The sequence below is a fragment of the Pseudomonas sp. GM18 genome, assembly GCF_000282195.1.
Lineage (GTDB): Bacteria > Pseudomonadota > Gammaproteobacteria > Pseudomonadales > Pseudomonadaceae > Aquipseudomonas.
This window is the reverse complement of sequence record NZ_AKJT01000049.1, coordinates 108,761-131,250: the sequence shown is the minus strand read 5'-3', so window position 1 is coordinate 131,250 and position 22,490 is coordinate 108,761. Positions and strand designations below refer to the sequence as shown.

The window sequence follows — 22,490 nt, the reverse complement described above, 5'->3', positions numbered from 1 at the left end:
CCCCCAGTGGCTGGTTCAGTTCGTGGGCAATGCTGGTGGACATCTGGCCGATGGCCGCCAGTTTGCCGGCCTGGACCAGCTCATCCTGGGCGCGGCGCAAGGTTTCTTCAGCCTGCCGGCGTTCACGAATCTGGCCCTTGAGCCGTTCGTTGCTGGCGCGCAGGTCGGTGGTGCGTTCGGTAATCCTACGCTCCAGTTGATTGTTGGCTTCCTGCAAGGCTTCCCGCGCCGCGAGGCGGGTGGCGATCACTTTGCGCCGCTCATTCCAGGCGATCAGCAGGAAGGCCACCAGGGCAAACGCCACCGCTACCAGAATCCCCTGATTGATCGCTTCACGCCGCAGGTCTTGCAGAGGCGTGAGCAGGGTGAAATTCCACGGGGTGTCGCTCAGCGGTCGGGTTTGCGACAGGTAGCTGATGTTCTCTTCATCGGACACCAGTTCGCTGTTGGCGGGGAAGGTCAGTTTTTCCTCGCCTTCAGCCAGTTTCTCTCGGGCCAGCGGTTGCAGTTCATTCAGCGGATACCAGTAGTACTGGAGGCTGCGGGCCAGGCGTTCCTTGGTGTCGTCGCTCAACGGCAGCACCGACTTGAGCCGCCGCGCCGGATCGCTGGAGAGAATGATGATGCCGTTCTCGTCGCTGACGAACGCTTCCAGGCGCGCGCGCTGCCAGCGTTCTTCCATGGCTTCGAGGCGCACCTTGACCACCGCGACGCCGGTGATCTTGCCGTGCTCTTCCAGGCCATGAGCCAGGTAATAGCCGGGTTCTCCGCTGGTGCTGCCGATGCCGTAGAAACGTCCCGGCTGACCGCGCACGGCGTTCTGGAAATAGGCGCGGAAGGACAGGTCTTCGCCCAGGTAACTGTCGACATCGCGCCAGTTGCTGGTGGCCAGTACGCGACCGGTGGTGTCCATCACATAAATGGCCCGACTGCGGCTGCGCCGGTTCAGGCCTTCGAGGTATTCGTTGACTGTCTGCCGGTGTTCCGGCGACGGGTCGGCCAACAGCCTGGAAACACTCGATTCGAGTTCCAGAAGGCTGGGCAGGTAGGTGTATTTGCTGATCTCGCTTTCGACGGCGCGGGCGTGCAGTTCCAGCTGACGCTGACCGTTCTCGCTGAGGTTGCGAATGCCGTAGTGTTCACTGACCCAGAAGCCGATGTAACCCAATCCGATCATCAGGGCGATGATCAGCGGCGGCAGGAACAGATGGCGAATCAAACGGGGTTTCACGGCGAGTGATGGCGGCGCTGCGCGATAGAGAGTGGAGTCGCATTTCATCACAGATGCCTTGGGTCAACCACAACACAAATATCCATATACCCACTAGCCCTGTGGGAGCTGCTGTGTGGCGAGGGGGCTTTTGTGGCGAGGGGGCTTGCCCCCGTTGGGTCGCGAAGCGGCCCCAATATCTGGATTCGGGTTGTATCTGACAAGCCGAGTATTCAGGTATTGGGACTGCTACGCAGTCCAACGGGGGCAAGCCCCCTCACCACAGAAGCCCCCTCCCACAGGGGGGAGCGGTGTCTTCCGTCTTAGTGCTGCAAAATCTTCTCGAGGAAATGCTGCGCACGCTCGGAGCGGGCGTTGATGTCGCCGAAGAACTCTTCTTTCTTGCAGTCTTCGATAATCTTGCCGGCGTCCATGAAGATCACCCGGTCCGCAACCTTGCGGGCGAAGCCCATTTCGTGGGTCACGCACATCATGGTCATGCCTTCGTGGGCCAGTTGCACCATCACGTCGAGTACTTCGTTGACCATTTCCGGGTCCAGTGCCGAGGTCGGTTCGTCGAACAGCATGACGATCGGGTCCATCGCCAGCGCACGGGCAATCGCCACACGTTGTTGCTGGCCACCGGAAAGCTGGCCCGGATGCTTATGCGCATGGGCAGACAGGCCGACACGCTCAAGCAGTTGCAGGCCTTTCTTGGTGGCTTCTTCCTTGCTGCGGCCCAACACCTTGATCTGCGCGATGGTCAGGTTTTCGGTGATGGTCAGGTGCGGGAACAGTTCGAAATGCTGGAACACCATGCCCACGCGCGAACGCAGTTTCGGCAGGTTGGTCTTCGGGTCGGCGATGGAGGTGCCGTCGACCACGATGTCACCTTTCTGGAACGGCTCCAGGGCGTTGACGCACTTGATCAGGGTGGATTTGCCGGAACCGGACGGCCCGCACACCACAATCACTTCGCCTTTTTTGACCTCGGTGCTGCAATCAGTCAGTACCTGGAAGTCCCCATACCACTTGTTGACGTTCTTGATAGAGATCATACGGCGAACCTTTTTTGCAGACGCTTGACCAGCTGCGAGGCGGCAAAGCTGATGATGAAGTACGTGAGACCTGCGAAGATCAGGAACTCATTGGAGCGGCCGATGATGTCACCACTGGCACGCGAGGCATTGAGGAAGTCCACCAGGCCGACCGCGTAGACCAGCGAGGTGTCCTGAAACAGGATGATGCTCTGTTGCAACAGCAGCGGGGTCATCTTGCGGAACGCTTGCGGCAGGATGATCAACCGCATCATCTGGCCGTACGTCATGCCCAGGGCCTGGGCAGCGCCCATCTGGCCCTTGGGAATCGACTGCACACCAGCCCGGACGATTTCGCAGAAGTACGCGGCTTCGAACATCATGAACGCCACGATGCACGAGGCGAACGCGCCGATCGGGGTGTCTTCGCCGGTGATCCAGCGCAATACGAACGGCACCGCCAGGTAGAACCAGGTGATGACCAGCAGCAGCGGGATCGAGCGGAAGTAGTTAACGTAGGCGCCGGCAATGTTCGACAGCAGTTTGCTGTGGGACAGGCGCATCAACGCCAGGATCGTGCCGAGGATGATCCCGCCGCTCACGCCCAGGGCCATCAGCTTGAGGGTCATGACCATGCCGTTCCACATACCCGGCAGGGACGGAATGATGCCCGAGAAGTCGAATTCCATCATTTACCCCCTACGGAAATCAGGCCCGGTACGGCGACTTTCTTCTCGACCGCGCGCATCAGCAGCATCAGGCTCATGTTCAGGGTGAAGTAGATCAGCGTTGCCAGGGTGAAGGCTTCGAACAGGTTGGCGGAGAACTCGGCGGTCTGTTTGGTCTGCGCGAGCAGCTCCATCAGGCCGATCAGCGACGCGACGGAGGAGTTCTTGAACACGTTCAGGAATTCCGAGGTAAGCGGCGGAATGATGATCCGGTAAGCCTGGGGCAGTAGCACGTTCCAGTAGATCTGCGGCAGCTTGAAACCCATGGCGCGGGCAGCCGATTCCTGGCCGCGGGGCAGCGCCTGGATACCGGTGCGCACTTGTTCACAAACGCGAGCCGTGGTGAACAGGCCCAGGCACACGACGACGCTGAGGAAGGCCGAAGTGGTCGGGTTCAGGTCCTGCTTGTACCAGTCCTGCAGGTTTTGCGGCAGCAGGTCGGGTACCAGGAAGTACCAGATGAACAGCTGAACCAGCAGCGGCACGTTGCGGAAGAGTTCGACGTAGCAGGTCGCGATGCCCGATACGATGCGATTCGGCACCGTGCGCATGACGCCCAGGATCGAGCCCAGCAGCAGCGCGATGATCCAGGCGGCGACGGCGATGGCGATGGTCCAGCCCAAACCGGAGAGGTACCAGTCGAAATAAATTTCGTTGCCCACGCCGGTGGACTTGAAGAACACGCCCCAGTCCCAGTTGTAATTCATTAGGGTCTCCCCTCGGATTCGATCGATGTACAAGTGCCCGCCTGGGGAAGCTCCGTTCCCGCCTGATCATGACGATCAGACACACGCGAACGGCTCGACAGCCACCGGTTCGAGTGTTTCCAGAAATGCCAGCAGGGAGTGACAACCCCTGAAAGGGCAAAGGCCTTTTCAGGGGATAAGGTTAGTCAGAAATCAGGATTTCTTTTCGTCAGCCGCTTTGTCGGTCGGATTGGCGATCAGGGCCTTGAGCTCGTTGCTCATCGGGAAGTTCAGGTTCAGGCCTTTTGGCGGGATTGGCTGCATGAACCATTTTTCGTAGATCTTGTTGATCTCGCCCGACTTGTAGGTCGCGATGATTGCGTCGTCGACGGCTTTCTTGAACGGTGCGTCGCCCTTGCGAACCATGCAGCCGTAGATTTCGAACGATTGTGGTGTGCCGGTCACGGCCCAGTCATCCGGCTTCTTGGCCTTGGCCATTTCACCGGCCAGCAAGGCGTCGTCCATCATGAATGCCACGGCACGGCCGGTTTCCAGCATCTGGAAGGATTCGCCATGGTCTTTGGCGGAGATCACGTTCATGCCCATCTGCTTGTCGGCGTTCATCGACTTGAGGATGCGCTCGGACGTGGTGCCGGCGGTGGTCACGACGTTCTTGCCTTTCAGGTCGGCGAAGTCTTTGTAGGGCGAGTCTTTCTTGGCCAGCAGCTTGGTGCCGATTTCGAAGATGCCGACGGAGAAGTCAACTTGTTGCTGACGCTCGACGTTGTTGGTGGTGGAGCCGCACTCGACGTCCACGGTGCCGTTCTGCACCAGCGGGATACGGGTTTGCGAGGTCACCAGGTTGTATTTGACCTGGAGGTTGGGCATGTCCAGGTCTTTCTTGATGGCTTCGACGATTTTCAGCTGGATATCGTGGGAGTAGCCAACCGGTTTGCCGGAAGCATCCGCGATGTAGGAAAACGGAATGGACGCGTCACGATGCCCGAGGGTGATGGTGCCGGACTCTTTGATCTTCTTCAGTGTGCCGGTGAGTTCGGCGGCGAAAACTGGAGTGCTAATCAGAGCGGCAGCAATGGCTGCGCCCAGGAGATGGGGAACGATGCGCATCAAATTTTCCTCGACATTGTTTTTTTTATGGAGCCAGTTCATCGGCCTTTTTTGCTGCTTCGAATGCTTGGTGGTTCCTGAAGGAGTAGCGCAACAAACATTCGTCGAAGAGTGTAGAGCATGACTCGTGCCAGGCCGGGCGATACGGATCAAGTAATTGATTTATAAGGGGATTAAATATTTATTGCGTTGAATTTGCGGCTAAGTGATCCGGTTTACCGAATCGACCGACAAGTCGCGTTCGGAAAACCGAATGAATCGTAGCGTCAACCTGTAGAAGCGAGGCTTGCCCGCGAATGGGGCACCGCGGTCCGACGGGTACACCGCGTTATCGTTTTTCGCGGGCAAGTCGGATCGCCGCACCGCTCGCTCCTACAGATATACGAGATATGAAAAAGCCCCTGAATCATGAGATTCAGAGGCTTTGGTTTAACCGGATATCCGATCAGGCGGCTTCGATCTTGCTGCGGTTCTGTTCGACCTTGTTCAGGTATTCCTTGAGCTTTTGCTGTTCCGCCGGGGTGGTGAACAGCCCAAGCTTGCTGCGGCGCCACAGGATGTCATCGGCGGTGGTTACCCATTCTTCGCTGCACAGGTAGTCGACTTCGCGGGTGTAGAGGCCGCCGCCGATGTGTTCGCCCAGGTCACCGAGGTTTTCCACGCCTTCGAGCATGCGCCAGGTGCGGTTGCCGTAAGTGGTGGACCAGCGACGGGCGATCTCGGTGGGGATCCAGTCGAACTTGTCGCGGATCCGCGAGCTCAACGCCTGCGGGGTGGTCATGTCTTCGCCGCCGGGCAGGGGGGCGCTGGCGGTCCAGCTTGGCTTGATGTGCGTGAAGTACGGAGCCAGTTGTGCCAGCGCCGACTCGGCCAGTTTGCGGTAGGTCGTCAGCTTGCCGCCGAACACCGACAGCAACGGCGCTTCTTCGTCAGCGCCCGACAATGCCAGGGTGTAGTCGCGGGTGACGGCCGACGGGTTGTCGGATTCATCGTTGCACAGCGGACGAACGCCGGAGTAGCTGTGCAGGATGTCCGCGCGGCTGAGTTGTTTCTTGAAGTGGGCGTTGACCACTTTGAGCAGGTAATCGGTTTCGCCTTCGGTGATCGCCACTTTTGCCGGGTCGCCGGTGTACTCACGGTCGGTGGTGCCGATCAGGGTGAAGTGGTTCAGGTACGGAATAGTGAAGACGATGCGCTGATCTTCGTTTTGCAGAATGTGCGCGTGTTCGCCTTCGTACAGTTTCGGCACGATCAGGTGGCTGCCCTGGATCAGACGGATGCCGTACGGCGATTCCATCTTCAGGTCGTCACGAATGAACTGGGCGACCCATGGGCCTGCTGCGTTCACCAGTGCCTTGGCGCGGATCGAAAACAGGCTGCCATCGGCGCGTTCCAGGTTCATGTGCCACAGGCCCTTGGTGCGACGGGCACTGACACAGCGGGTTTGCGTATGAACGTGGGCACCTTTCTCGCGGGCAGCCATGGCGTTCAGCACCACGAGGCGCGCGTCATCGACCCAGCAATCGGAGTATTCGAAGCCTTTGGTGATTTCGCTTTTCAGCGCGCTGTCCGGGCCGAACTTCAGGCTTTTCGAGCCTTCGAGTTTTTCCCGTTTGCCGAGGTGGTCATAAAGGAACAGGCCGGCGCGGATCATCCAGGCCGGACGCAGGTGCGGGCGGTGCGGCAGCACGAAGCGCATCTGTTTGACGATGTGCGGCGCCTTGGCCAGCAGCACTTCGCGTTCGGCCAGGGCTTCGCGCACCAGGCGGAATTCATAATGCTCCAGGTAGCGCAGGCCACCGTGGATCAGCTTGCTGCTGGCCGACGAGGTGTGGCTGGCCAGATCATCCTTTTCGCAAAGGAACACCGAAAGGCCGCGACCGGCGGCATCCGCTGCGATCCCCACGCCATTGATCCCACCACCGATGACGGCGATATCGTAGACCTCGGCAAGAGGGGGCGTAGGCAAAGTAGAAGTGGGCATCGGCTGGCCTCGGGCTTTTTGGATTTCTATATTTGAATTCGAACATTAATGTTCATTTTCGAAAATACTAGCCCATAAAGACGCGCGCAGCCAGTGTGCTTCGATTGAAAATACTGATCGAAGGGCTGTTAAAGGAAAATTTCCGAACATTTAGATGTGCGGTAGGGCACAAATGAGGAGGTGCGGCAGAGATTGCTATCGCGAGCAGGCTCGCTGCCACAAGGGTTGCGCTGAACCTGTGGGAGCGAGCCTGCTCGCGATAGCGTCTGGGCAGCCGACGAAGATGTGAGGGGAAGGTTAAACGACCTCGAGCCGAATCTTGTGCTGGCTCAACAACTGCGCCAGGGCCGGCGAGGGCGGCTGGTCGGTGACCAGGCAATCGATCAAGCTGATCGGCCCCAGGCGAATCATGGCGTTGCGCCCGAATTTGCTGGAGTCCGCCGCGAGAATTACCTGTCGGGCGTTGGCGATGATCGCCTGGGACACCCGCACTTCCTGATAATCGAAATCCAGCAAGCTGCCGTCTTCATCGATACCGCTGATGCCGACCAGGGCGAAGTCGACCTTGAACTGGTTAATGAAGTCGACGCTGGCCTGACCGACCACGCCACCGTCACGCCGTACGTTGCCACCGGTCAGCAGCACGTCGAAGTCGTCCTTGGCGCTGAGCATCGAGGCCACATGCAGGTTATTGGTGATGATTTTCAGGTGGCTGTGGTTGAGCAGCGCCCGAGCGATGGATTCGGTGGTGGTGCCGATATTGATGAACAGCGAGGCGTGATCGGGAATCTGTGCCGCAATGGCTTCGCCGATACGCTGCTTTTCATCGCGCATCTGATCGGCGCGCATGGCGTAGGCGGTGTTTTCGACGCTGGAGTCGTAGGCTGCGCCGCCGTGATAGCGACGCAACAGATTTACTTCCGCCAGTTGGTTGATATCACGGCGGATGGTTTGCGGTGTAACGACGAACAGCTGGGCCATTTCCTCGATGCTGACATAGCCGCGTTCGCGGACCAGTTCGAGGATTTGCTGCTGACGGGGAGGCAGATTCATGGGGCTTCCTTTGGGCTGCCGTGCAAAATTTGCCCATGATGCCGCAGGAATCCGCTCCCGACCAGTTACAACCGGATACGAATCCGGTCCCTGGCTTATTCAGCGCCTTCGTGCGGTTCCCAATCGCGAGTGCGGCTGACGGCTTTTTTCCAGCCGGCATAGAGTTTTTCCTTCGCGGTTTCGTCCAGCGCCGGTTCGAACTCGCGCTCGATTACGGCCTTGCCGCGCAACTCCTCCAAGCTGCCCCAGAAGCCGCAGGCCAAACCCGCCAGGTAAGCGGCGCCCAACGCGGTGGTTTCGCGCATTTTCGGACGCTCCACCTGAGTGCCGAGGATGTCGGCCTGGAATTGCATCAGGAAATTGTTCGCCACTGCGCCGCCGTCCACGCGCAAGGCTTTGAGGCGTTCGCCGGAATCCTGCTGCATGGCGTCCAGAACGTCGCGGGTCTGGTAGGCAATCGACTCAAGCGCGGCACGAATGATGTGATCCACGCGTACGCCACGCGTCAGGCCGAACAGCGCGCCACGGGCATACGGGTCCCAGTACGGAGCGCCCAGGCCGGTGAAGGCCGGCACCAGGTATACGCCGTTGCTGTCCTTGACCTTGTTGGCGAAGTATTCGGTGTCGTGGGCGTCGTTGATGATCTTCAGTTCGTCACGCAGCCACTGCACGGTGGAACCACCGTTGAACACCGCGCCTTCCAGCGCATAGGCCACTTCGCCGCGTGGGCCGCAAGCGATGGTGGTCAGCATGCCGTGCTTGGACTTCACCGCTTTGTCGCCGGTGTTCATCAACAGGAAGCAACCGGTGCCGTAGGTGTTTTTCGCCTGGCCTGGCTCGACGCACATCTGGCCGAACAGGGCGGCCTGCTGGTCTCCGGCGATACCGCCAATGGCGATGCCGCTTTTAGTGTGGCCGTAGATTTCGGACGAGGACTTAACTTCCGGCAGCATCTCGCGCGGGATGTCGAGGACCTCCAGCATCTTCGCGTCCCACTCCAGCGTGTGGATGTTGAAGAGCATGGTGCGCGAGGCGTTGGTGTAGTCGGTGACGTGCACCTTGCCGCCGGTAAATTTCCAGATCAGCCAGCTGTCGACGGTGCCGAACAGCAGTTCACCCTTACGCGCCCGTTCGCGGCTGCCTTCGACATTGTCGAGGATCCACTTGAGCTTGGTGCCGGAGAAGTACGGGTCGGTGACCAGGCCCGTGGTGTCGCTGATGTATTGCTCGTGGCCATCGCGCTTGAGCTGCTGGCAGATTTCGGTGCTGCGGCGGCACTGCCAGACGATCGCGTTGTAGATCGGGCGGCCGGTGGTCTTGTCCCAGACCACGGTGGTTTCGCGCTGGTTGGTGATGCCGATTGCCGCGACCTGGTCGTGATGCAGGCCGGCTTGAGCCAGGGCCTCGACCATCACGGCGCTTTGGGTGGCGAAGATTTCCATCGGGTCGTGTTCGACCCAGCCGGCTTGTGGGTAATGCTGTGCGAATTCGCGTTGGGCGGTGCAGACCACGTTCGCGTCGCGGTCGAAAATGATCGCGCGGGAGCTGGTCGTACCCTGATCGAGGGCAATGATGTAGTTCTTATTCTGAATGTCGGTCATGTCGATTGCCTTGGACGAAATAAGGAAGTGAAGTCAGGCGCGGGACCAAAATGGGCAGGATCACGCGCCAACGGTTTCAAGACGTTCTTGGTTTGCCGTCAATGGCCAGTGCTGAATCCTTTGTAGCAGGTATGGCGCCGGGCAGATGACGGGCAATCAGCCCGCGATAAGCTGCAGCACCGAGACAGGCACCGACAATCGGTGCAAAAACCGGAATCAGGAAGTACGGGATATCGCGTCCGCCAGTGAAGGAAATTTCACCCCAGCCTGCGAAGAAAGTCATTAGTTTAGGACCGAAGTCGCGGGCCGGGTTCATCGCGAAACCGGTCAGCGGACCCATCGAGCTGCCGATCACAGCAATCAACAGGCCGATCAGCAACGGTGCCAGTGGTCCTTTGGGCAGGCCATTGTTGTCGTCGGTCAGCGACATGATCACGCCCATCAGAATGGCGGTGATGATCACTTCAACCAGAAAGGCCTGGGCCGTGGACAGGGCAGGGTTCGGGAAGGTGGAGAACACCGAGGCCAATTCAAGGCTGGCTTCGGTACCACGAACCATATGGTGAGTTTGTTCGAAATCGAAGAACAGGTTGCTGTACAGCGTGTAAACCAACAATGCCCCGCAGAAGGCGCCGGCCACCTGGGAGAAAATATAGAAAGGCAGTTTGCGCTTTTCGAAGTCAGCGAAAATGCTCAGCGCGATACTCACGGCAGGGTTGAGGTGCGCACCGGAAACGCCGGCGGTGAGGTAGATCGCCATGCTGACGCCAACCCCCCAGATGATACTGATTTCCCACAGCCCGAAGCTGGCACCCGCCACCTTGAGCGCGGCAACGCAGCCGGTACCGAAAAATATCAGCAGTGCAGTACCCAGAAACTCGGCCATGCATTGGCTCGAGAGCGACGGCTGTTGTAAAGCAGTTGTCATTGAAAACCTCGTTTTTGTTGTTGTCTGGCGCTTTTCCATCAAGGTCAAAGCGCGATTTTCACCGAGGCAGGATCCCCATCCTGTGCTCGGCTTACTGCCGGGTGCTGCGGTGAGACATTTGTGCAGTATTCACATTCGAAAAAATATAGACAAGAAACGCTGCTGTCAAAGGTCGAAAGTGAACCATCAGTCATATTTAAACTATTAGTCCTGTGAATGATCGCGTCGTTCATCTGGCGAGAAGCGTGTGGATGAACGGCCGAAAGCCCGGCCAGGCCTTTGAAATAGCGCCGAAATAGAGCCTTTTATCGATCAATGACCTAGAATCCTGCGCAGTATTTTTCTTCTGCCGCCAAGTCTGGAGCTGTCATGACCCCCGCATTGGATTTGTTGAAAAAAGTTCGTGCCGAACATCGCGTGCACAGTTACGAACATGATCCGAAGGCAGCGTCCTATGGTCTGGAGGCCGCGGAGAAATTGGGCCTGGACCCCGCGCAGGTGTTCAAGACATTGCTGGCGGCCAGCGAGAAGGGGGAGTTATTGGTGGCGGTGGTGCCGGTCGTCGGAAGTCTGGACTTGAAGGCGCTGGCACAGGCCGCAGGCGTGAAAAAAGTCGAAATGGCCGATCCTGCCGCTGCGCAGCGTTCGACGGGGTATCTGTTGGGCGGTATCAGCCCGCTCGGGCAGAAGAAGCGCCTGCGTACGTTTATCGATCATTCGGCCCAGCCGTTTTCCAGCATCTTCGTCAGCGCTGGGCGGCGCGGTCTGGAAGTCGAACTGGCGCCCGCCGTGTTGGCCGAACACACCCAGGCGAAGTTCGCCGATATCGGTCGTGCCTGAGCAGAAGGTCTTGGGCTTACAACCCGGCGCTGTATGGTGGAAATTGGTTCGTTCTGTCACTGGTGAAGGGCTGGGCCTGGCTGCATGCTCGGCGACCTGAAGAAAGGGAGAAGTGCCATGCAGCTTGAGTTTCATCAGATCGATGCGTTCAGTGATCGGCCGTTCAGTGGCAACCCGGCGATGGTGTACCGGCTCGACAGCTGGCTCGATGATGAGTTGATGCAAAAAATCGCCGCCGAACACAACCTCGCCGAAACCGCGTTCCTGGTACGTGAGGGTGCTGTCTGGCGCATCCGCTGGTTTACCCCGACCACCGAAGTCCCGTTATGTGGCCATGCGACCCTGGCCAGCGCCTACGTGCTGTTTGAACTCTATAAGGAACCGGTCGAGCGACTGGAGTTCATCTGCAAGTCCGGCCCGCTGAGTGTCAGCCGAGAGGGTGGGCGCTTGTGGCTGGATTTCCCGGCAATCGTGCCGTCGGAAGTGGGCGTGACCCTGGATGTCGAGCGCGCCTTGGGCGTCGAGGCGGTCGATGTGCTGGGCTCGAACGAATTGTTCGTGGTGCTGGAGTCCGAGCAGGCGGTGCTCGATTGTGAGCCGGACATGATTGCCCTGGCGAAACTGCCGTGGCCGGGCGCCATCGTGACAGCCAAGGGCAACAAGCATGACTTTGTGTCGCGCTATTTTGCCCCGGCGATCGGCATCAACGAAGACCCGGTGACCGGTTCGACCCATTGCAGCCTGATTCCGTACTGGTCGAAACGCTTGAGCAAGTCGAGTCTGACGGCTTATCAGTGCTCGGCGCGGGGCGGGGAGTTATTTTGTCAGCTGGAAGGGGATCGGGTGAGTATTGGCGGGAATGCGACGCTGGTCGCAAGCGGCAAACTATTGCTCGGATAATTTTTTGGTAGGAGCAGGGCTAGGCGCCCCCCCTGCTCCTACGGATTCAGGTGTCAGCTAGCGGCGCTGTAGCGCCTGACACCGGATTCAATCGTCGGAATCTGCGCCGCTGTGCTGCCGGAGGCCTGGAACAGCACCAGGTGTTCCGCCGCTACCCGAATACCAACTTCAGCACCGACCCGGTGATCGGCATGACTCGGGAAAATCGACTCCAGCTGTGCGCCTGTAGGCAACTGCAAGCGGTACAGCGTTGATGCACCCTGGAAGCTCTTGCCAACAATCTGCGCCCTCAGTGGGCTGGACGGTGCATAAACAATATCGTCCGGACGCAGCAATACGTCCACGGCGCCACCGATCGGCCAAGTGTAGGCACGATTGCCACGCAATTCCCCCAACTCGGTCTGCACCGACTCCGGGCTGCTCAACTGACCGCGAATGAAGTAACCCTGGCCAATGAAGCTGGCCACATACGGCGTCAGCGGTTCGTGATAGAGGTTGTAGGGCGTGTCCCACTGCTCCAGCCGACCTTCCTTGAAAACACCGACATGGTCGCTGACCGCGAAGGCTTCTTCCTGATCGTGGGTCACCAGAATCGCACTGGTGCCGCGAGCCTTGAGGATGTCGCGTACTTCATGGCTGAGCTTGCGTCGCAGTTCACCGTCGAGGTTGGAGAACGGTTCGTCGAGCAACAACAGTTGCGGTTCCGGCGCCAGGGCGCGGGCCAGTGCAACTCGCTGCTGCTGGCCACCGGACAGCTCATGGGGAAAGCGCTTGCCGAGGTTTTTCAGGTTGACCAGTTCGAGCAGCTCTTCGGTGACGCGATCCTTTTGCGGATGCTTGCGGATCCCGAAGGCGATGTTCTCGGCCACGCTCAAATGCGGAAACAGCGCGTAATCCTGGAACACCATGCCGATCCGGCGTTTCTCCGGGGCGAGGGTGAAACCGGCGCTGGAGATGGTCTCGCCCGCCAACTGGATTTCACCTTCGTGCACCGGTTCGAAACCGGCAATGGCTCGCAGGGTGGTGGTCTTGCCGCAACCCGAAGAGCCCAGCAGGCAGCCTATATCGCCGGCATTCAAATGCAGGTTGAGGTTCTGCACAACCCGCTGGTTTTGATAACCACAGGCCAGATTGCGCAGGTTCAGCAGTAATGGCTGGCTCATGCGTGGTGGTACGAAGGTGGGACGAGAAATTCGAGCAAGGCCTTTTGTGCATGCAGACGGTTTTCGGCTTGATCCCAGGCCACCGAGCGCGGGTCGTCGAGCAGGTCGAGGCTGATTTCCTCGCCACGGTGGGCCGGCAGGCAATGCATGAACAGCACGTCCGGTGCGGCCAGGTCGAGCAGCGCCCGGTTGACCTGGAACGGTGCGAACAGCTTCAGGCGCTTGGCGGTTTCCTCTTCCTGGCCCATGGAGGTCCAGACGTCGGTGCTCACCAGGTGCGCGCCGCGCACGGCTTCCTGCGGATCGCGGACGATGCTTACCCGATCGCCGGCCTTGGCCACGAATTCAGGGTTGGGTTCGTAACCTTCCGGGCAGGCGATGCGCAACTGGAAGTCGAACTGGATCGCCGCTTCTATATAGCTGTTGCACATGTTGTTGCCGTCGCCGATCCAGGCCACGGTCTTGCCTTGGATCGAACCGCGATGTTCGAGGAAGGTTTGCATGTCGGCCAGCAACTGGCACGGGTGCAGGTCATCGGACAGGCCGTTGATCAGCGGGACTCGCGAATTGGCGGCGAATTCGGTCAGGGTGCTGTGCGAAAACGTACGGATCATCACTGCATCGAGCATGCTCGACATGACAATGGCGGCGTCGCCGATCGGCTCGCCACGGCCCAGTTGAGTGTCGCGTGGCGACAGGAAGATCGCCTGGCCACCAAGCTGGATCATGCCGGCTTCGAACGAAATACGGGTACGGGTCGAGGACTTCTCGAAAATCATCCCCAGGACGCGGTTTTTCAAAGGCTCGAACAGTACGCCGCGGTTACGCAGGTCCTTGAGCTCAACGCCTCGACGGATCACGCTGACCAGCTCTTCGGGCGTGCAATCCATCAGGGAGAGAAAGTGCCTTGCGCTCATCATTGACTACCTTTTTGCAACAGACCGCAGATACTCAAAGCCTTGTTTAACTGAAAAACGGGCGAGACCTGCGGCGTAAGCCGCACGGGGCGACGAAATAGGGGGAGGCGCGATATTGACATTAAATGTCGCGTTTTTCCAATAGGCTACGGTGTTTAGAGGATTTCAGAGAGGCTACGGGGTGACCGCGGTAGCGCTTTTGAAGCCTGTGTCCTGACAGCAGCTGACCATTTGTACACTGGGCCCGCCGGGCTTGGCAATCAGACGGGGCGCGGGAGACATACTGGCAGTCGGTTTTTGACCTGTCATTCGAGCCTTTGGCGGGCAATGTGTCTGGTCTGAAACATTTGCTAATGCAAAGTGCTGGGTTATAACTAAAGCACGAGCGACGCAGGAAGCCCCAGGAATGGAATCGAAAGAACAGCTATTGATGGAGCTACTTGGCCTTACGGCACGCTCTCTGACCCACCTCACGGCTTCCATGACCTCGATGTCTTTCGAGTTGATGCGCAGTGAGGACGAAGTCACGAAGGCGGCTGGCCGGCGCATGATCGACCGCATGGCCACCATCAGCGCCGGGCTCGACGAGCATTGGCGGCTGATCGGCGAACTCACCGGCGTGCATGTCGCCCACGAGCAAATAGAAACCATTGAGGAAATCCAGTTGCAGGCGCCGCCGAACTGATCCTCTTGCTGCCATCGGCTGGCCTGATGGTCGCCAATTCACGAGACGAACGTCGCTGGCGCGGTAGCGAACCACGCGCCATAGTTTTGTTCCCGCGGCCCACATTGCCCGCCCAGAACAAAACAGAGACTGGCCATGACCAAGACTCTCCATCACCGTGCGTGCCACCTGTGTGAAGCCATCTGCGGCCTGACCATTGAAACCACTGAGGTCGAAGGCAGCGGCGTGCAGATCACCTCGATCAAGGGTGATCCTCAGGACAGCTTCAGCCGTGGGCATATCTGCCCCAAAGCGGTTGCCCTGCAAGACATTCAGAACGACCCGGATCGCTTGCGTCAGCCGATGCAGCGGGTGGGCAGCGAATGGCAGCCTATCGAGTGGGAAGATGCGTTCAGCCTTGTAGCCGAACGCCTGGCAGCGATTCAGGAACGTCACGGGCAGAACGCGGTGGCGGTTTATCAGGGCAACCCCAGCGTGCACAACTACGGGTTGATGACCCACAGCAATTACTTCCTCGGCCTGTTGAAAACCCGCAACCGGTTTTCCGCGACGTCGGTCGATCAGTTGCCCCATCACCTGACCAGTCATTTGATGTACGGCCACGGCTTGCTGTTGCCGATCCCGGACATCGATCACACCGATTTCATGTTGATTCTGGGCGGCAATCCACTGGCCTCCAACGGTAGCATCATGACCGTGCCGGATGTGGAGAAGCGCCTGAAGGCGATTCAGGCCCGGGGCGGCAAAGTGGTGGTGGTCGATCCGCGCCGCAGCGAAACGGCGGCGATTGCCGATCAGCATCTGTTCGTGCGCCCCGGTGGCGATGCGGCGCTGTTGTTCGGGCTGCTCAATACGTTATTCGCTGAAGGCCTGACCCGCGACAGTCATTTGCCGGTCGATGGTCTGGATGAAGTGCGTAAGGCGATCGCAGGTTTCACTGCCGAGGCCATGAGCCCGCTGTGTGCAGTGCCCGCCGAGCAGATCCGCCAACTGGCGCGGGACTTCGCGGCAGCCCCGACTGCGGTCTGCTACGGCCGCATGGGCGTCTCGACCCAGGCCTTCGGCACCCTGTGCCATTGGCTGGTGCAACTGATCAATCTGGTGACCGGCAACCTTGATCGTGTCGGCGGTGCGTTGTGCACCGAGCCGGCGGTGGACCTGGTGGCGTCCACTTCGGGCGGCCATTTCAATCTGTGGCAAAGCCGCGTCTCCGGGCGTCCTGAATACGGCGGCGAGTTGCCGGTGTCGGCGCTGGCCGAAGAGATGCTCACCGAAGGGGAAGGGCAGGTCCGTGCGCTGATCACCGTGGCGGGTAATCCGGTGCTGTCCACGCCCAATGGCCGACAGTTGGAGCAGGCGCTGGACGGGCTGGAGTTCATGGTCAGCGTCGACCTTTACATCAATGAAACCACGCGTTATGCCGACCTGATCCTGCCGTCGACTTCGGCGCTGGAAAACGATCATTACGACACCACGTTCAATATGTTCGCGGTGCGCAACGTCACCCGTTTCAACCGGGCGATTCTCGCCAAGCCGCAAGGCGCGCTGCATGACTGGGAGATCTTCGTGGGGCTGGCCAAAGCCTTTGCGGCGAAGACCGGCAAGGAGCTGAAACCGACCATTGCGCCGGCGCAGATGATCGACCGGGGGCTGCGGATGGGCCTGTATGGCGATGCTTCAGAGCACAAACTGTCGCTGGCGACCTTGTTCGATCACCCTCACGGCGTCGACCTCGGCGCGCTCAAGCCTAATTTGACGCCTCGTCTGAAAACGGCCAATCAGCGCGTCCAGGCAGCGCCTGTGGAGATCCTCGCCGATCTGGCGCGCTTTGCGGCGTTGCAAGCACCAGCCGCCGATGAGTTGCTGATGATCGGTCGCCGCCATGTGCGCAGCAACAACTCGTGGATGCACAACTATCACCGCCTGGTGAAGGGCAAGCCGCGCCATCAACTGCTGATGCACCCGGACGACCTGGCCAGCCGCGGGCTCAGCGATGGGCAGCGGGTGCGTGTCAGCTCGCGGGTCGGCGTGATCGAGGTTGAAGTGGTCGCCAGCCTCGATATGATGAAAGGAGTGGTCAGCCTGCCCCACGGTTGGGGCCATGCGCGACCGGGCGTGCAGATGACAATTGCCAGTGGCCAGCCAGGTTCCAGCGCCAATGACCTGACTGACGAATGTCAGCTCGATGAGTTGTCGGGCAATGCGGCATTGAACGGCGTTCCGGTGACCGTGGCGGCGGCGTGAACATGTCTGTCGGGGAGGCCGAGCATGGCGCTCGGGTTTCCGTTACAATGCGCCACCGTGCCGACCACTGAGTCGGAAAGTTCAGCCGAGGTGCTCCATGGATATCATCGAAACGATTAAAGAGCAGATTGCCAACAACACCATTCTGCTTTACATGAAAGGCTCGCCGAATGCCCCGCAGTGTGGGTTCTCCGCGAAAGCCGCCCAGGCTGTGATGGCCTGTGGTGAAAAATTTGCCTATGTGGATATCCTGCAGAACCCGGAAATCCGCGCCAACCTGCCAAAGTACGCCAACTGGCCAACCTTCCCACAACTGTGGGTCGCTGGTGAGCTGGTTGGTGGTAGCGACATCATGACTGAAATGTCTGCCGACGGATCGTTGCAGGCACTGATCAAAGACGCCGCCGCCAAAGCCGCCGCTGCCAAGACCGAAGCCTGAGACGCAAGCTCCCTACGGGTATACCGCGACCCAGTGTAGGAGCTGCCGAAGGCTGCGATCTTTTGATCTTCAGCATGTAAAAAAGCCCCGCCTCTGTAAAAGAGAGCGGGGCTTTTCATTGCGTTCAAGAAGTTACTGCACATTGCCGCTGCAATCGTGCCGCAGCGCTTACTCTTCGCCCATCTGCGATTGCAGATAGTTCTCAAGACCGACTTTATCGATCAGGCCCAGTTGGGTTTCCAGCCAGTCGATATGTTCTTCTTCGGATTCAAGAATGTCTTCGAGGAGTTCACGGCTACCGAAGTCGCCAACGGTTTCGCAATGAGCGATAGCGACTTTCAGGTCGGCATGGCCGTCGCGTTCGATCTTCAAGTCGCACTCAAGCATTTCCTTGGTGTGTTCGCCGATGTGCAGCTTGCCCAGGTCCTGGACGTTCGGCAGGCCTTCAAGGAACAGGATGCGCTTGATCAGCTTGTCAGCGTGCTTCATCTCGTCGATGGATTCGTGGTACTCGTGCTTGCCGAGCTTGTTCAGGCCCCAATCTTCATACATACGCGCATGCAGGAAGTACTGATTGATCGCGACCAGTTCATTGGCAAGGATTTTGTTGAGATGCTGGATGACTGTAACGTCGCCTTTCATGGTGGGAGTCCTGCCCTGTATTAGCTGTATATAAGGCAGAGTTTGAGCCGGGTAATTAACAGTGTCAAACCTAAGTTATTGAAACTTAAATGAAAATTAATCGGAATAAGAATGTTTGTGTTCCGCGTCTAGGCTCTAAGCGATTGATTTTCAGACATAAAAAAACCGGACATCAAGTCCGGTTCTTCGAAATACGGTAGTTATGCGGCTGTAAATTCTACGGGGTAGGGGATCGCCGCCTGGGCCGTTTGCAGTTTGCCCAGTGTTTCACGCACCACTTCCTTGGCCAGGCAAGCGCATTTACCGCATTGGCTGGCTACGCCGGTAGCTTGACGGACTTCTTTGTAGCTGCAGCAACCTTCATAGATTGCATCGCGGATTTGACCGTCGGTGACGCCAGTGCAGAGGCAGACATACATAAGTGAGAACCGTCGCTGGTTGTGACTCAATTGCGATGGATCTTAATGTTAACGAGAATGATTGTCAAAGTGGTTTCAGAAGGCTTTTCGTCATAAGGGCGTGTGACTGACGAACGGTTTCCTCTCGCGCCTTGTAAAAAATATAGCAGCGGCCATTTTGCCCGTCAGACAAAAACCGCTAAGGACAGGCGAAAAACGCGGTGTATGATGGTCGGCCTTTTGCGAAGGAGGTTCGTGTCACAGGGCTGTCGCCTGAGGGTGACAGGCTGGCATGAGCCCTGTTCTTCAACGTTATTACACCAGGAGATATCCAATGAGCGTACTCGTAGGCAAACAAGCCCCTGACTTCACCGTACCGGCCGTACTCGGCAATGGCGAAATCGTAGACAGCTTCACCCTGTCCTCGGCCATCAAAGGCAAATACGGCCTGGTGTTCTTCTACCCACTGGACTTCACCTTCGTTTGCCCGTCCGAGCTGATCGCTCTGGACAACCGCATGGCTGACTTCAAGGCACGCAATGTTGAAGTGGTCGCCGTTTCGATCGACTCGCACTTCACCCACAACGCATGGCGCAACACCCCGGTGAACAATGGCGGTATCGGCCAGGTTCGCTACACCATGGCTGCTGACATCAAGCAGGAAATCATGAAGGCTTACGACGTTCAGTCCGCTGACGGCGTAGCTTTCCGTGGTGCGTTCCTGATCGACGACAAAGGCGTTGTCCGCTCGCAGATCATCAACGACCTGCCGCTGGGCCGTAACATGGAAGAGCTGATCCGTCTGGTTGACGCTCTGCAATTCCACGAAGAGCACGGCGAAGTTTGCCCTGCCAACTGGAAAAAAGGCGACAAGGGCATGAACGCTTCGCCAGAAGGCGTTGCGGCTTACCTGACCGAGCACGCTGCTGCGCTGTAAGCCAGGCGTCCGGCAATAAAAAACCGGCCTCACTGAGGCCGGTTTTTTTATGGGCGGGATAAACCGGCGACCAGTATCAGTCGTTGTAGTCTTCCCAGCCGCCCATCTGTTTCCAGCGATTGACGATGCCGCAGAACAGCTCAGCGGTCTTCTCGGTATCGTAGCGAGCCGAATGAGCCTCGCGACCGTCGAAGTCGATGTCCGCTGCCTGACAGGCCTTGGCCAGTACGGTTTGACCGTAGGCAAGACCGGCGAGGGTCGCGGTGTCGAAGCTGGAGAAAGGGTGAAACGGGTTGCGTTTCATGTCCAGGCGCGCGACTGCTGCGTTGAGGAAACCCAGGTCGAAGCTGCTGTTGTGACCGACCAGGATCGCCCGTTTGCAACCGTTGGCCTTCAGGGCCTTGCGAATACCGCGGAAGATATCGGTCAGCGCCGCTTCTTCACTCACCGCCATGCGCAACGGGTGATCGAGTTTGATCCCGGTGAACTCCAGGGCTGCTGCTTCGATGTTGGCGCCTTCGAAAGGCTCGACCCGGAAGAAGTAGGTGTGATCGGGGTACACGAACCCTTTTTCATCCATGGCGATGGTGGTTGCGGCAATTTCCAGCAGGGCATCGGTGGCCGAGTTGAAGCCACCGGTTTCTACGTCGACGACAACCGGCAGGTAACCACGGAATCTGGCAGCCATTGGATGACGAGGACCACCTCCACCGCCTTGACCGTCCTGTTCGTCGTCGAAATGGTCTTCACTCACGCGTGTTCCTCCAGCAGGCGCCAGCGCAGTTTTTCACCGGCGCGCAGCGGGATAACGGTCAGCTCGCCAAATGGCAGGCTGGTTGGGGCGGTCCACTCGTCGCGGACCAGGGTGATGCGATCGGTGTTCGCCGGCAGACCGTAGAAGCGCGGGCCATTGAGGCTGGCGAAGGCTTCGAGCTTGTCCAGCGCATTACGCTGTTCGAAGGCTTCGGCATACATCTCGATCGCGGCATAAGCGGTGTAGCAACCGGCACAGCCGCAAGCCGCTTCTTTGGCGTGCTGGGCATGGGGGGCCGAGTCGGTACCGAGGAAGAACTTATCGCTGCCGCTGGTGGCGGCGTCGAGCAGGGCTTCCTGGTGGGTATTGCGCTTGAGGATCGGCAGGCAATAGAAGTGCGGCCGAATCCCGCCGACCAGCATGTGGTTGCGGTTGTACAACAGGTGATGCGCGGTAATGGTGGCGCCAACATTGGCCGAAGCCGAGTTGACGAACTGCACGGCGTCGGCGGTGGTGATGTGTTCGAACACCACTTTGAGCGTCGGGAAACGCTCGACCACGCGACGCATGTGCTCATCGATGAAGATTTTTTCCCGATCGAAAACGTCGACATCGCCACGGGTGACTTCACCGTGAACCAGCAAGGGCATCCCGACTTCGGCCATGGCCTCCAGTGCAGGGAAAATCTTGTCGATGCTGGTGACGCCAGAGTCCGAGTTGGTGGTCGCGCCGGCCGGGTACAGCTTGGCGGCGTGAATGAAACCGCTGGCCTTGGCCTCACGAATTTCTTCGGGCTGGGTGCGGTCGGTCAGGTACAGAACCATCAGCGGTTCGAAACGGCTGCCGGCCGGACGTGCGGCGAGAATCCGCTGGCGATAGCCATCGGCTTCAGCAGCGTTGCGCACCGGAGGTACCAGGTTGGGCATGATGATGGCGCGACCAAAGGTGCGCGCGACATCCGCGACGGTATTGGTCAACACGGCACCATCGCGAAGATGAATGTGCCAGTCGTCGGGACGCAGCAGGGTCAGGCGGTCGGACATGAGGGAATTCCAGGCGGGTCAAACTCAGGGGAATGCTACCGGAAAAGACTCTTCCAGGCACTCGCTATCAAGTTTTACGACAAGCTTCCGATACCCAACAGGCAGGCCGTGAATATATGTGTCGGTCTTTTTGTCGTAGAAGCCAGTGGAGCCTCCCGTGCGCCAGCGTTATTTAGCCTTGCTCAGTGTGTTTGCCAGCCTTCCCGCGATGGCGCTCACTTTCCAGACTCGTCTGGAGAGCATCGAGTGGACGGTCGAAGGTGACAAGTTCGAATGCCGCCTGACTCAACCGATCACTGATTTCGGTTCGGGTGAGTTTGTGCGTCGCGCCGGCGAGCAGGCGACATTTCGTCTGAAGGCCTACAACTCAATGATCGGTGGGGGTTCCGCCACCTTGCTGGCGGCGGCCGCGCCATGGCAGCCGGGGCGTGGCGACATCAACCTGGGGTCGGTGAGAATCGGTAGTGGCAACGTGCTGTTCAACAGCTCGCAAGCTCAGGCCGGGCGCCTGATCAGCGGGTTGATGGATGGTCGCAGCCCGGTCGTTCGACATTCCTCGGGCGACGGTCGGGTGTCTGAAGTCCGTCTGTTGCCGGTCAAGTTCAGTAAGGCCTACAGTGACTATCAGGGGTGCGTGGCCAAGCTGCTGCCGCAGAATTTCGAGCAGGTGAAGCAATCCGAGATCGGTTTTCCGGGGGAGGGTATCGATCTCGACGCCAACGCCAAGGCTCACCTGCAGGTCATGCTGGAGTTCATGAAGGCCGATCCGACGGTCAACCACATTGAACTCGACGGCCATTCCGACAACAGTGGCAACCGCCTGACCAACCGTGAACTGTCACGACGCCGGGCGCTGGCGGTGATGGATTTCTTTAAGGCCAATGGTGTTCAGGAGTCGCAGATCACCCTGCGTTTTCACGGTGAGCGCTATCCGCTGGCGCCTAACAACAATGCCGCCAACCGGGCGAAGAACCGCCGGGTTGCCGTGCGCCTCGAACGGGTCGCACCGACCGAGAAACCGGCGCCGCAAGCCACGGCCGCCGCGAGCAGCGCGACGACCTCCTGAACCTGCTGAATTCGTCGCCCGCTCGACATAATCTGTCGCTTCGTCGTCATAAGCTGTCGCGCCTCTGTAAATTATCCTGCATGAGCGGTAGACTTGACAGCTTTCCG

The 22,490-nt window shown here is 58.9% G+C and carries 22 protein-coding genes; 7 read left to right on the top strand and 15 right to left on the bottom strand.

Annotated elements, in window-relative coordinates; genetic code table 11:
- The 9 genes from PMI21_RS12715 to PMI21_RS12755 all read right to left on the bottom strand — a co-directional run.
- Nucleotides 1-1,279 (bottom strand): sensor histidine kinase (locus PMI21_RS12715; RefSeq protein WP_007938944.1); only part of this gene is annotated, 1,279 nt, incomplete at its 3' end.
- A gap of 254 nt (nt 1,280-1,533) precedes the next feature.
- The gene (locus PMI21_RS12720; protein ID WP_007938941.1) at nt 1,534-2,268 is read right to left on the bottom strand and encodes an amino acid ABC transporter ATP-binding protein; all 735 of its coding nucleotides are present in this window, start codon (nt 2,266-2,268) and stop codon (nt 1,534-1,536) included.
- The gene (locus tag PMI21_RS12725) at nt 2,265-2,936 is read right to left on the bottom strand and encodes an amino acid ABC transporter permease (protein ID WP_007938939.1); all 672 of its coding nucleotides are present in this window, start codon (nt 2,934-2,936) and stop codon (nt 2,265-2,267) included. Before PMI21_RS12725 ends, PMI21_RS12720 begins: the two co-directional genes overlap by 4 nt.
- Entirely contained in the window at nt 2,936-3,682 is a 747-nt protein-coding gene (locus PMI21_RS12730; protein ID WP_007938937.1) for an amino acid ABC transporter permease, read from the bottom strand. Before PMI21_RS12730 ends, PMI21_RS12725 begins: the two co-directional genes overlap by 1 nt.
- A gap of 192 nt (nt 3,683-3,874) precedes the next feature.
- On the bottom strand, nt 3,875-4,789 hold the full coding sequence (locus PMI21_RS12735) for a glutamate/aspartate ABC transporter substrate-binding protein (RefSeq protein WP_007938934.1): 915 nt from the start codon (nt 4,787-4,789) through the stop codon (nt 3,875-3,877).
- Nucleotides 4,790-5,234: 445 nt separating this feature from the next.
- A complete protein-coding gene (gene glpD, locus PMI21_RS12740) occupies nt 5,235-6,773 on the bottom strand; it encodes a glycerol-3-phosphate dehydrogenase (protein WP_007938933.1) in 1,539 nt (512 codons plus the stop codon).
- A gap of 297 nt (nt 6,774-7,070) precedes the next feature.
- Complete coding sequence (locus PMI21_RS12745) at nt 7,071-7,826, bottom strand: DeoR/GlpR family transcriptional regulator (RefSeq protein WP_007938932.1); 756 nt, start codon at nt 7,824-7,826, stop codon at nt 7,071-7,073.
- Between the two features lie 95 nt (nt 7,827-7,921).
- Entirely contained in the window at nt 7,922-9,427 is a 1,506-nt protein-coding gene (glpK, locus tag PMI21_RS12750) for a glycerol kinase GlpK (protein ID WP_007938931.1), read from the bottom strand.
- Between the two features lie 76 nt (nt 9,428-9,503).
- Entirely contained in the window at nt 9,504-10,355 is an 852-nt protein-coding gene (locus PMI21_RS12755; protein WP_007938930.1) for an MIP/aquaporin family protein, read from the bottom strand.
- A 369-nt stretch (nt 10,356-10,724) separates the two neighbouring features.
- Between PMI21_RS12755 and ybaK the strand changes: the two genes are divergently transcribed.
- Together ybaK and PMI21_RS12765 are read left to right on the top strand one after the other, a co-directional pair.
- Nucleotides 10,725-11,195 carry a Cys-tRNA(Pro) deacylase gene (gene ybaK / locus PMI21_RS12760; RefSeq protein WP_007938929.1) on the top strand — a complete coding sequence of 157 codons (471 nt, stop codon included), beginning with the start codon at nt 10,725-10,727 and terminating at the stop codon, nt 11,193-11,195.
- A gap of 117 nt (nt 11,196-11,312) precedes the next feature.
- The gene (locus PMI21_RS12765) at nt 11,313-12,095 is read left to right on the top strand and encodes a PhzF family phenazine biosynthesis protein (RefSeq protein WP_007938927.1); all 783 of its coding nucleotides are present in this window, start codon (nt 11,313-11,315) and stop codon (nt 12,093-12,095) included.
- Nucleotides 12,096-12,148: 53 nt separating this feature from the next.
- Here the strand turns inward: PMI21_RS12765 and PMI21_RS12770 are convergent, their stop codons facing one another.
- Together PMI21_RS12770 and argF are read right to left on the bottom strand one after the other, a co-directional pair.
- A complete protein-coding gene (locus tag PMI21_RS12770; RefSeq protein WP_007938926.1) occupies nt 12,149-13,258 on the bottom strand; it encodes an ABC transporter ATP-binding protein in 1,110 nt (369 codons plus the stop codon).
- Nucleotides 13,255-14,175: an ornithine carbamoyltransferase gene (gene argF / locus PMI21_RS12775; protein ID WP_019581556.1), complete on the bottom strand. Its 921-nt coding sequence runs from the start codon at nt 14,173-14,175 to the stop codon at nt 13,255-13,257. The genes PMI21_RS12770 and argF overlap by 4 nt, the downstream gene beginning before the upstream one ends.
- A 406-nt stretch (nt 14,176-14,581) precedes the next feature.
- Between argF and PMI21_RS12780 the strand changes: the two genes are divergently transcribed.
- From PMI21_RS12780 to grxD, 3 genes are all read left to right on the top strand, one after another.
- Entirely contained in the window at nt 14,582-14,860 is a 279-nt protein-coding gene (locus tag PMI21_RS12780) for a hypothetical protein (protein ID WP_007938924.1), read from the top strand.
- Between the two features lie 135 nt (nt 14,861-14,995).
- Entirely contained in the window at nt 14,996-17,104 is a 2,109-nt protein-coding gene (locus PMI21_RS12785) for a molybdopterin oxidoreductase family protein (protein ID WP_007938923.1), read from the top strand.
- A 97-nt stretch (nt 17,105-17,201) separates the two neighbouring features.
- Nucleotides 17,202-17,543, top strand: a complete 342-nt coding sequence (gene grxD, locus PMI21_RS12790) for a Grx4 family monothiol glutaredoxin (protein WP_007938922.1) — start codon at nt 17,202-17,204, stop codon at nt 17,541-17,543.
- A gap of 168 nt (nt 17,544-17,711) precedes the next feature.
- Here the strand turns inward: grxD and bfr are convergent, their stop codons facing one another.
- Nucleotides 17,712-18,185 (bottom strand): bacterioferritin, encoded by a 474-nt coding sequence (gene bfr / locus PMI21_RS12795; RefSeq protein ID WP_007898512.1) that lies wholly within the window; start codon nt 18,183-18,185, stop codon nt 17,712-17,714.
- Nucleotides 18,186-18,385: 200 nt separating this feature from the next.
- Nucleotides 18,386-18,604, bottom strand: a complete 219-nt coding sequence (locus tag PMI21_RS12800) for a bacterioferritin-associated ferredoxin (RefSeq protein ID WP_007938921.1) — start codon at nt 18,602-18,604, stop codon at nt 18,386-18,388.
- Between the two features lie 313 nt (nt 18,605-18,917).
- Between PMI21_RS12800 and PMI21_RS12805 the strand changes: the two genes are divergently transcribed.
- Complete coding sequence (locus PMI21_RS12805) at nt 18,918-19,520, top strand: peroxiredoxin (protein WP_007938920.1); 603 nt, start codon at nt 18,918-18,920, stop codon at nt 19,518-19,520.
- A gap of 76 nt (nt 19,521-19,596) precedes the next feature.
- Here PMI21_RS12805 and rnt read toward each other — a convergent pair whose 3' ends face one another.
- Nucleotides 19,597-20,274: a ribonuclease T gene (gene rnt, locus PMI21_RS12810; protein WP_007938919.1), complete on the bottom strand. Its 678-nt coding sequence runs from the start codon at nt 20,272-20,274 to the stop codon at nt 19,597-19,599.
- The gene (pyrC, locus tag PMI21_RS12815; RefSeq protein WP_007938918.1) at nt 20,271-21,317 is read right to left on the bottom strand and encodes a dihydroorotase; all 1,047 of its coding nucleotides are present in this window, start codon (nt 21,315-21,317) and stop codon (nt 20,271-20,273) included. Before pyrC ends, rnt begins: the two co-directional genes overlap by 4 nt.
- 157 nt (nt 21,318-21,474) lie before the next feature.
- Between pyrC and PMI21_RS12820 the strand changes: the two genes are divergently transcribed.
- A complete protein-coding gene (locus PMI21_RS12820) occupies nt 21,475-22,383 on the top strand; it encodes a flagellar protein MotY (protein ID WP_007938917.1) in 909 nt (302 codons plus the stop codon).
- Nucleotides 22,384-22,490 lie beyond the last annotated feature (107 nt).

Excerpts from the sequence above, each read along its gene's own strand:
- PMI21_RS12785 (WP_007938923.1), top strand. The coding sequence starts at position 14,996 with ATGACCAAGACTCTCCATCACCGTGCGTGCCACCTGTGTGAAGCCATC.
- PMI21_RS12735 (WP_007938934.1), bottom strand. The coding sequence starts at position 4,789 with ATGCGCATCGTTCCCCATCTCCTGGGCGCAGCCATTGCTGCCGCTCTG.
- PMI21_RS12770 (WP_007938926.1), bottom strand. The coding sequence starts at position 13,258 with ATGAGCCAGCCATTACTGCTGAACCTGCGCAATCTGGCCTGTGGTTAT.
- PMI21_RS12780 (WP_007938924.1), top strand. The coding sequence starts at position 14,582 with ATGGAATCGAAAGAACAGCTATTGATGGAGCTACTTGGCCTTACGGCA.
- ybaK (WP_007938929.1), top strand. The coding sequence starts at position 10,725 with ATGACCCCCGCATTGGATTTGTTGAAAAAAGTTCGTGCCGAACATCGC.
- PMI21_RS12720 (WP_007938941.1), bottom strand. The coding sequence starts at position 2,268 with ATGATCTCTATCAAGAACGTCAACAAGTGGTATGGGGACTTCCAGGTA.
- PMI21_RS12730 (WP_007938937.1), bottom strand. The coding sequence starts at position 3,682 with ATGAATTACAACTGGGACTGGGGCGTGTTCTTCAAGTCCACCGGCGTG.
- PMI21_RS12805 (WP_007938920.1), top strand. The coding sequence starts at position 18,918 with ATGAGCGTACTCGTAGGCAAACAAGCCCCTGACTTCACCGTACCGGCC.
- PMI21_RS12765 (WP_007938927.1), top strand. The coding sequence starts at position 11,313 with ATGCAGCTTGAGTTTCATCAGATCGATGCGTTCAGTGATCGGCCGTTC.
- grxD (WP_007938922.1), top strand. The coding sequence starts at position 17,202 with ATGGATATCATCGAAACGATTAAAGAGCAGATTGCCAACAACACCATT.
- pyrC (WP_007938918.1), bottom strand. The coding sequence starts at position 21,317 with ATGTCCGACCGCCTGACCCTGCTGCGTCCCGACGACTGGCACATTCAT.
- PMI21_RS12745 (WP_007938932.1), bottom strand. The coding sequence starts at position 7,826 with ATGAATCTGCCTCCCCGTCAGCAGCAAATCCTCGAACTGGTCCGCGAA.
- glpD (WP_007938933.1), bottom strand. The coding sequence starts at position 6,773 with ATGCCCACTTCTACTTTGCCTACGCCCCCTCTTGCCGAGGTCTACGAT.
- argF (WP_019581556.1), bottom strand. The coding sequence starts at position 14,175 with ATGAGCGCAAGGCACTTTCTCTCCCTGATGGATTGCACGCCCGAAGAG.
- PMI21_RS12800 (WP_007938921.1), bottom strand. The coding sequence starts at position 18,604 with ATGTATGTCTGCCTCTGCACTGGCGTCACCGACGGTCAAATCCGCGAT.
- PMI21_RS12755 (WP_007938930.1), bottom strand. The coding sequence starts at position 10,355 with ATGACAACTGCTTTACAACAGCCGTCGCTCTCGAGCCAATGCATGGCC.
- PMI21_RS12725 (WP_007938939.1), bottom strand. The coding sequence starts at position 2,936 with ATGGAATTCGACTTCTCGGGCATCATTCCGTCCCTGCCGGGTATGTGG.
- bfr (WP_007898512.1), bottom strand. The coding sequence starts at position 18,185 with ATGAAAGGCGACGTTACAGTCATCCAGCATCTCAACAAAATCCTTGCC.
- glpK (WP_007938931.1), bottom strand. The coding sequence starts at position 9,427 with ATGACCGACATTCAGAATAAGAACTACATCATTGCCCTCGATCAGGGT.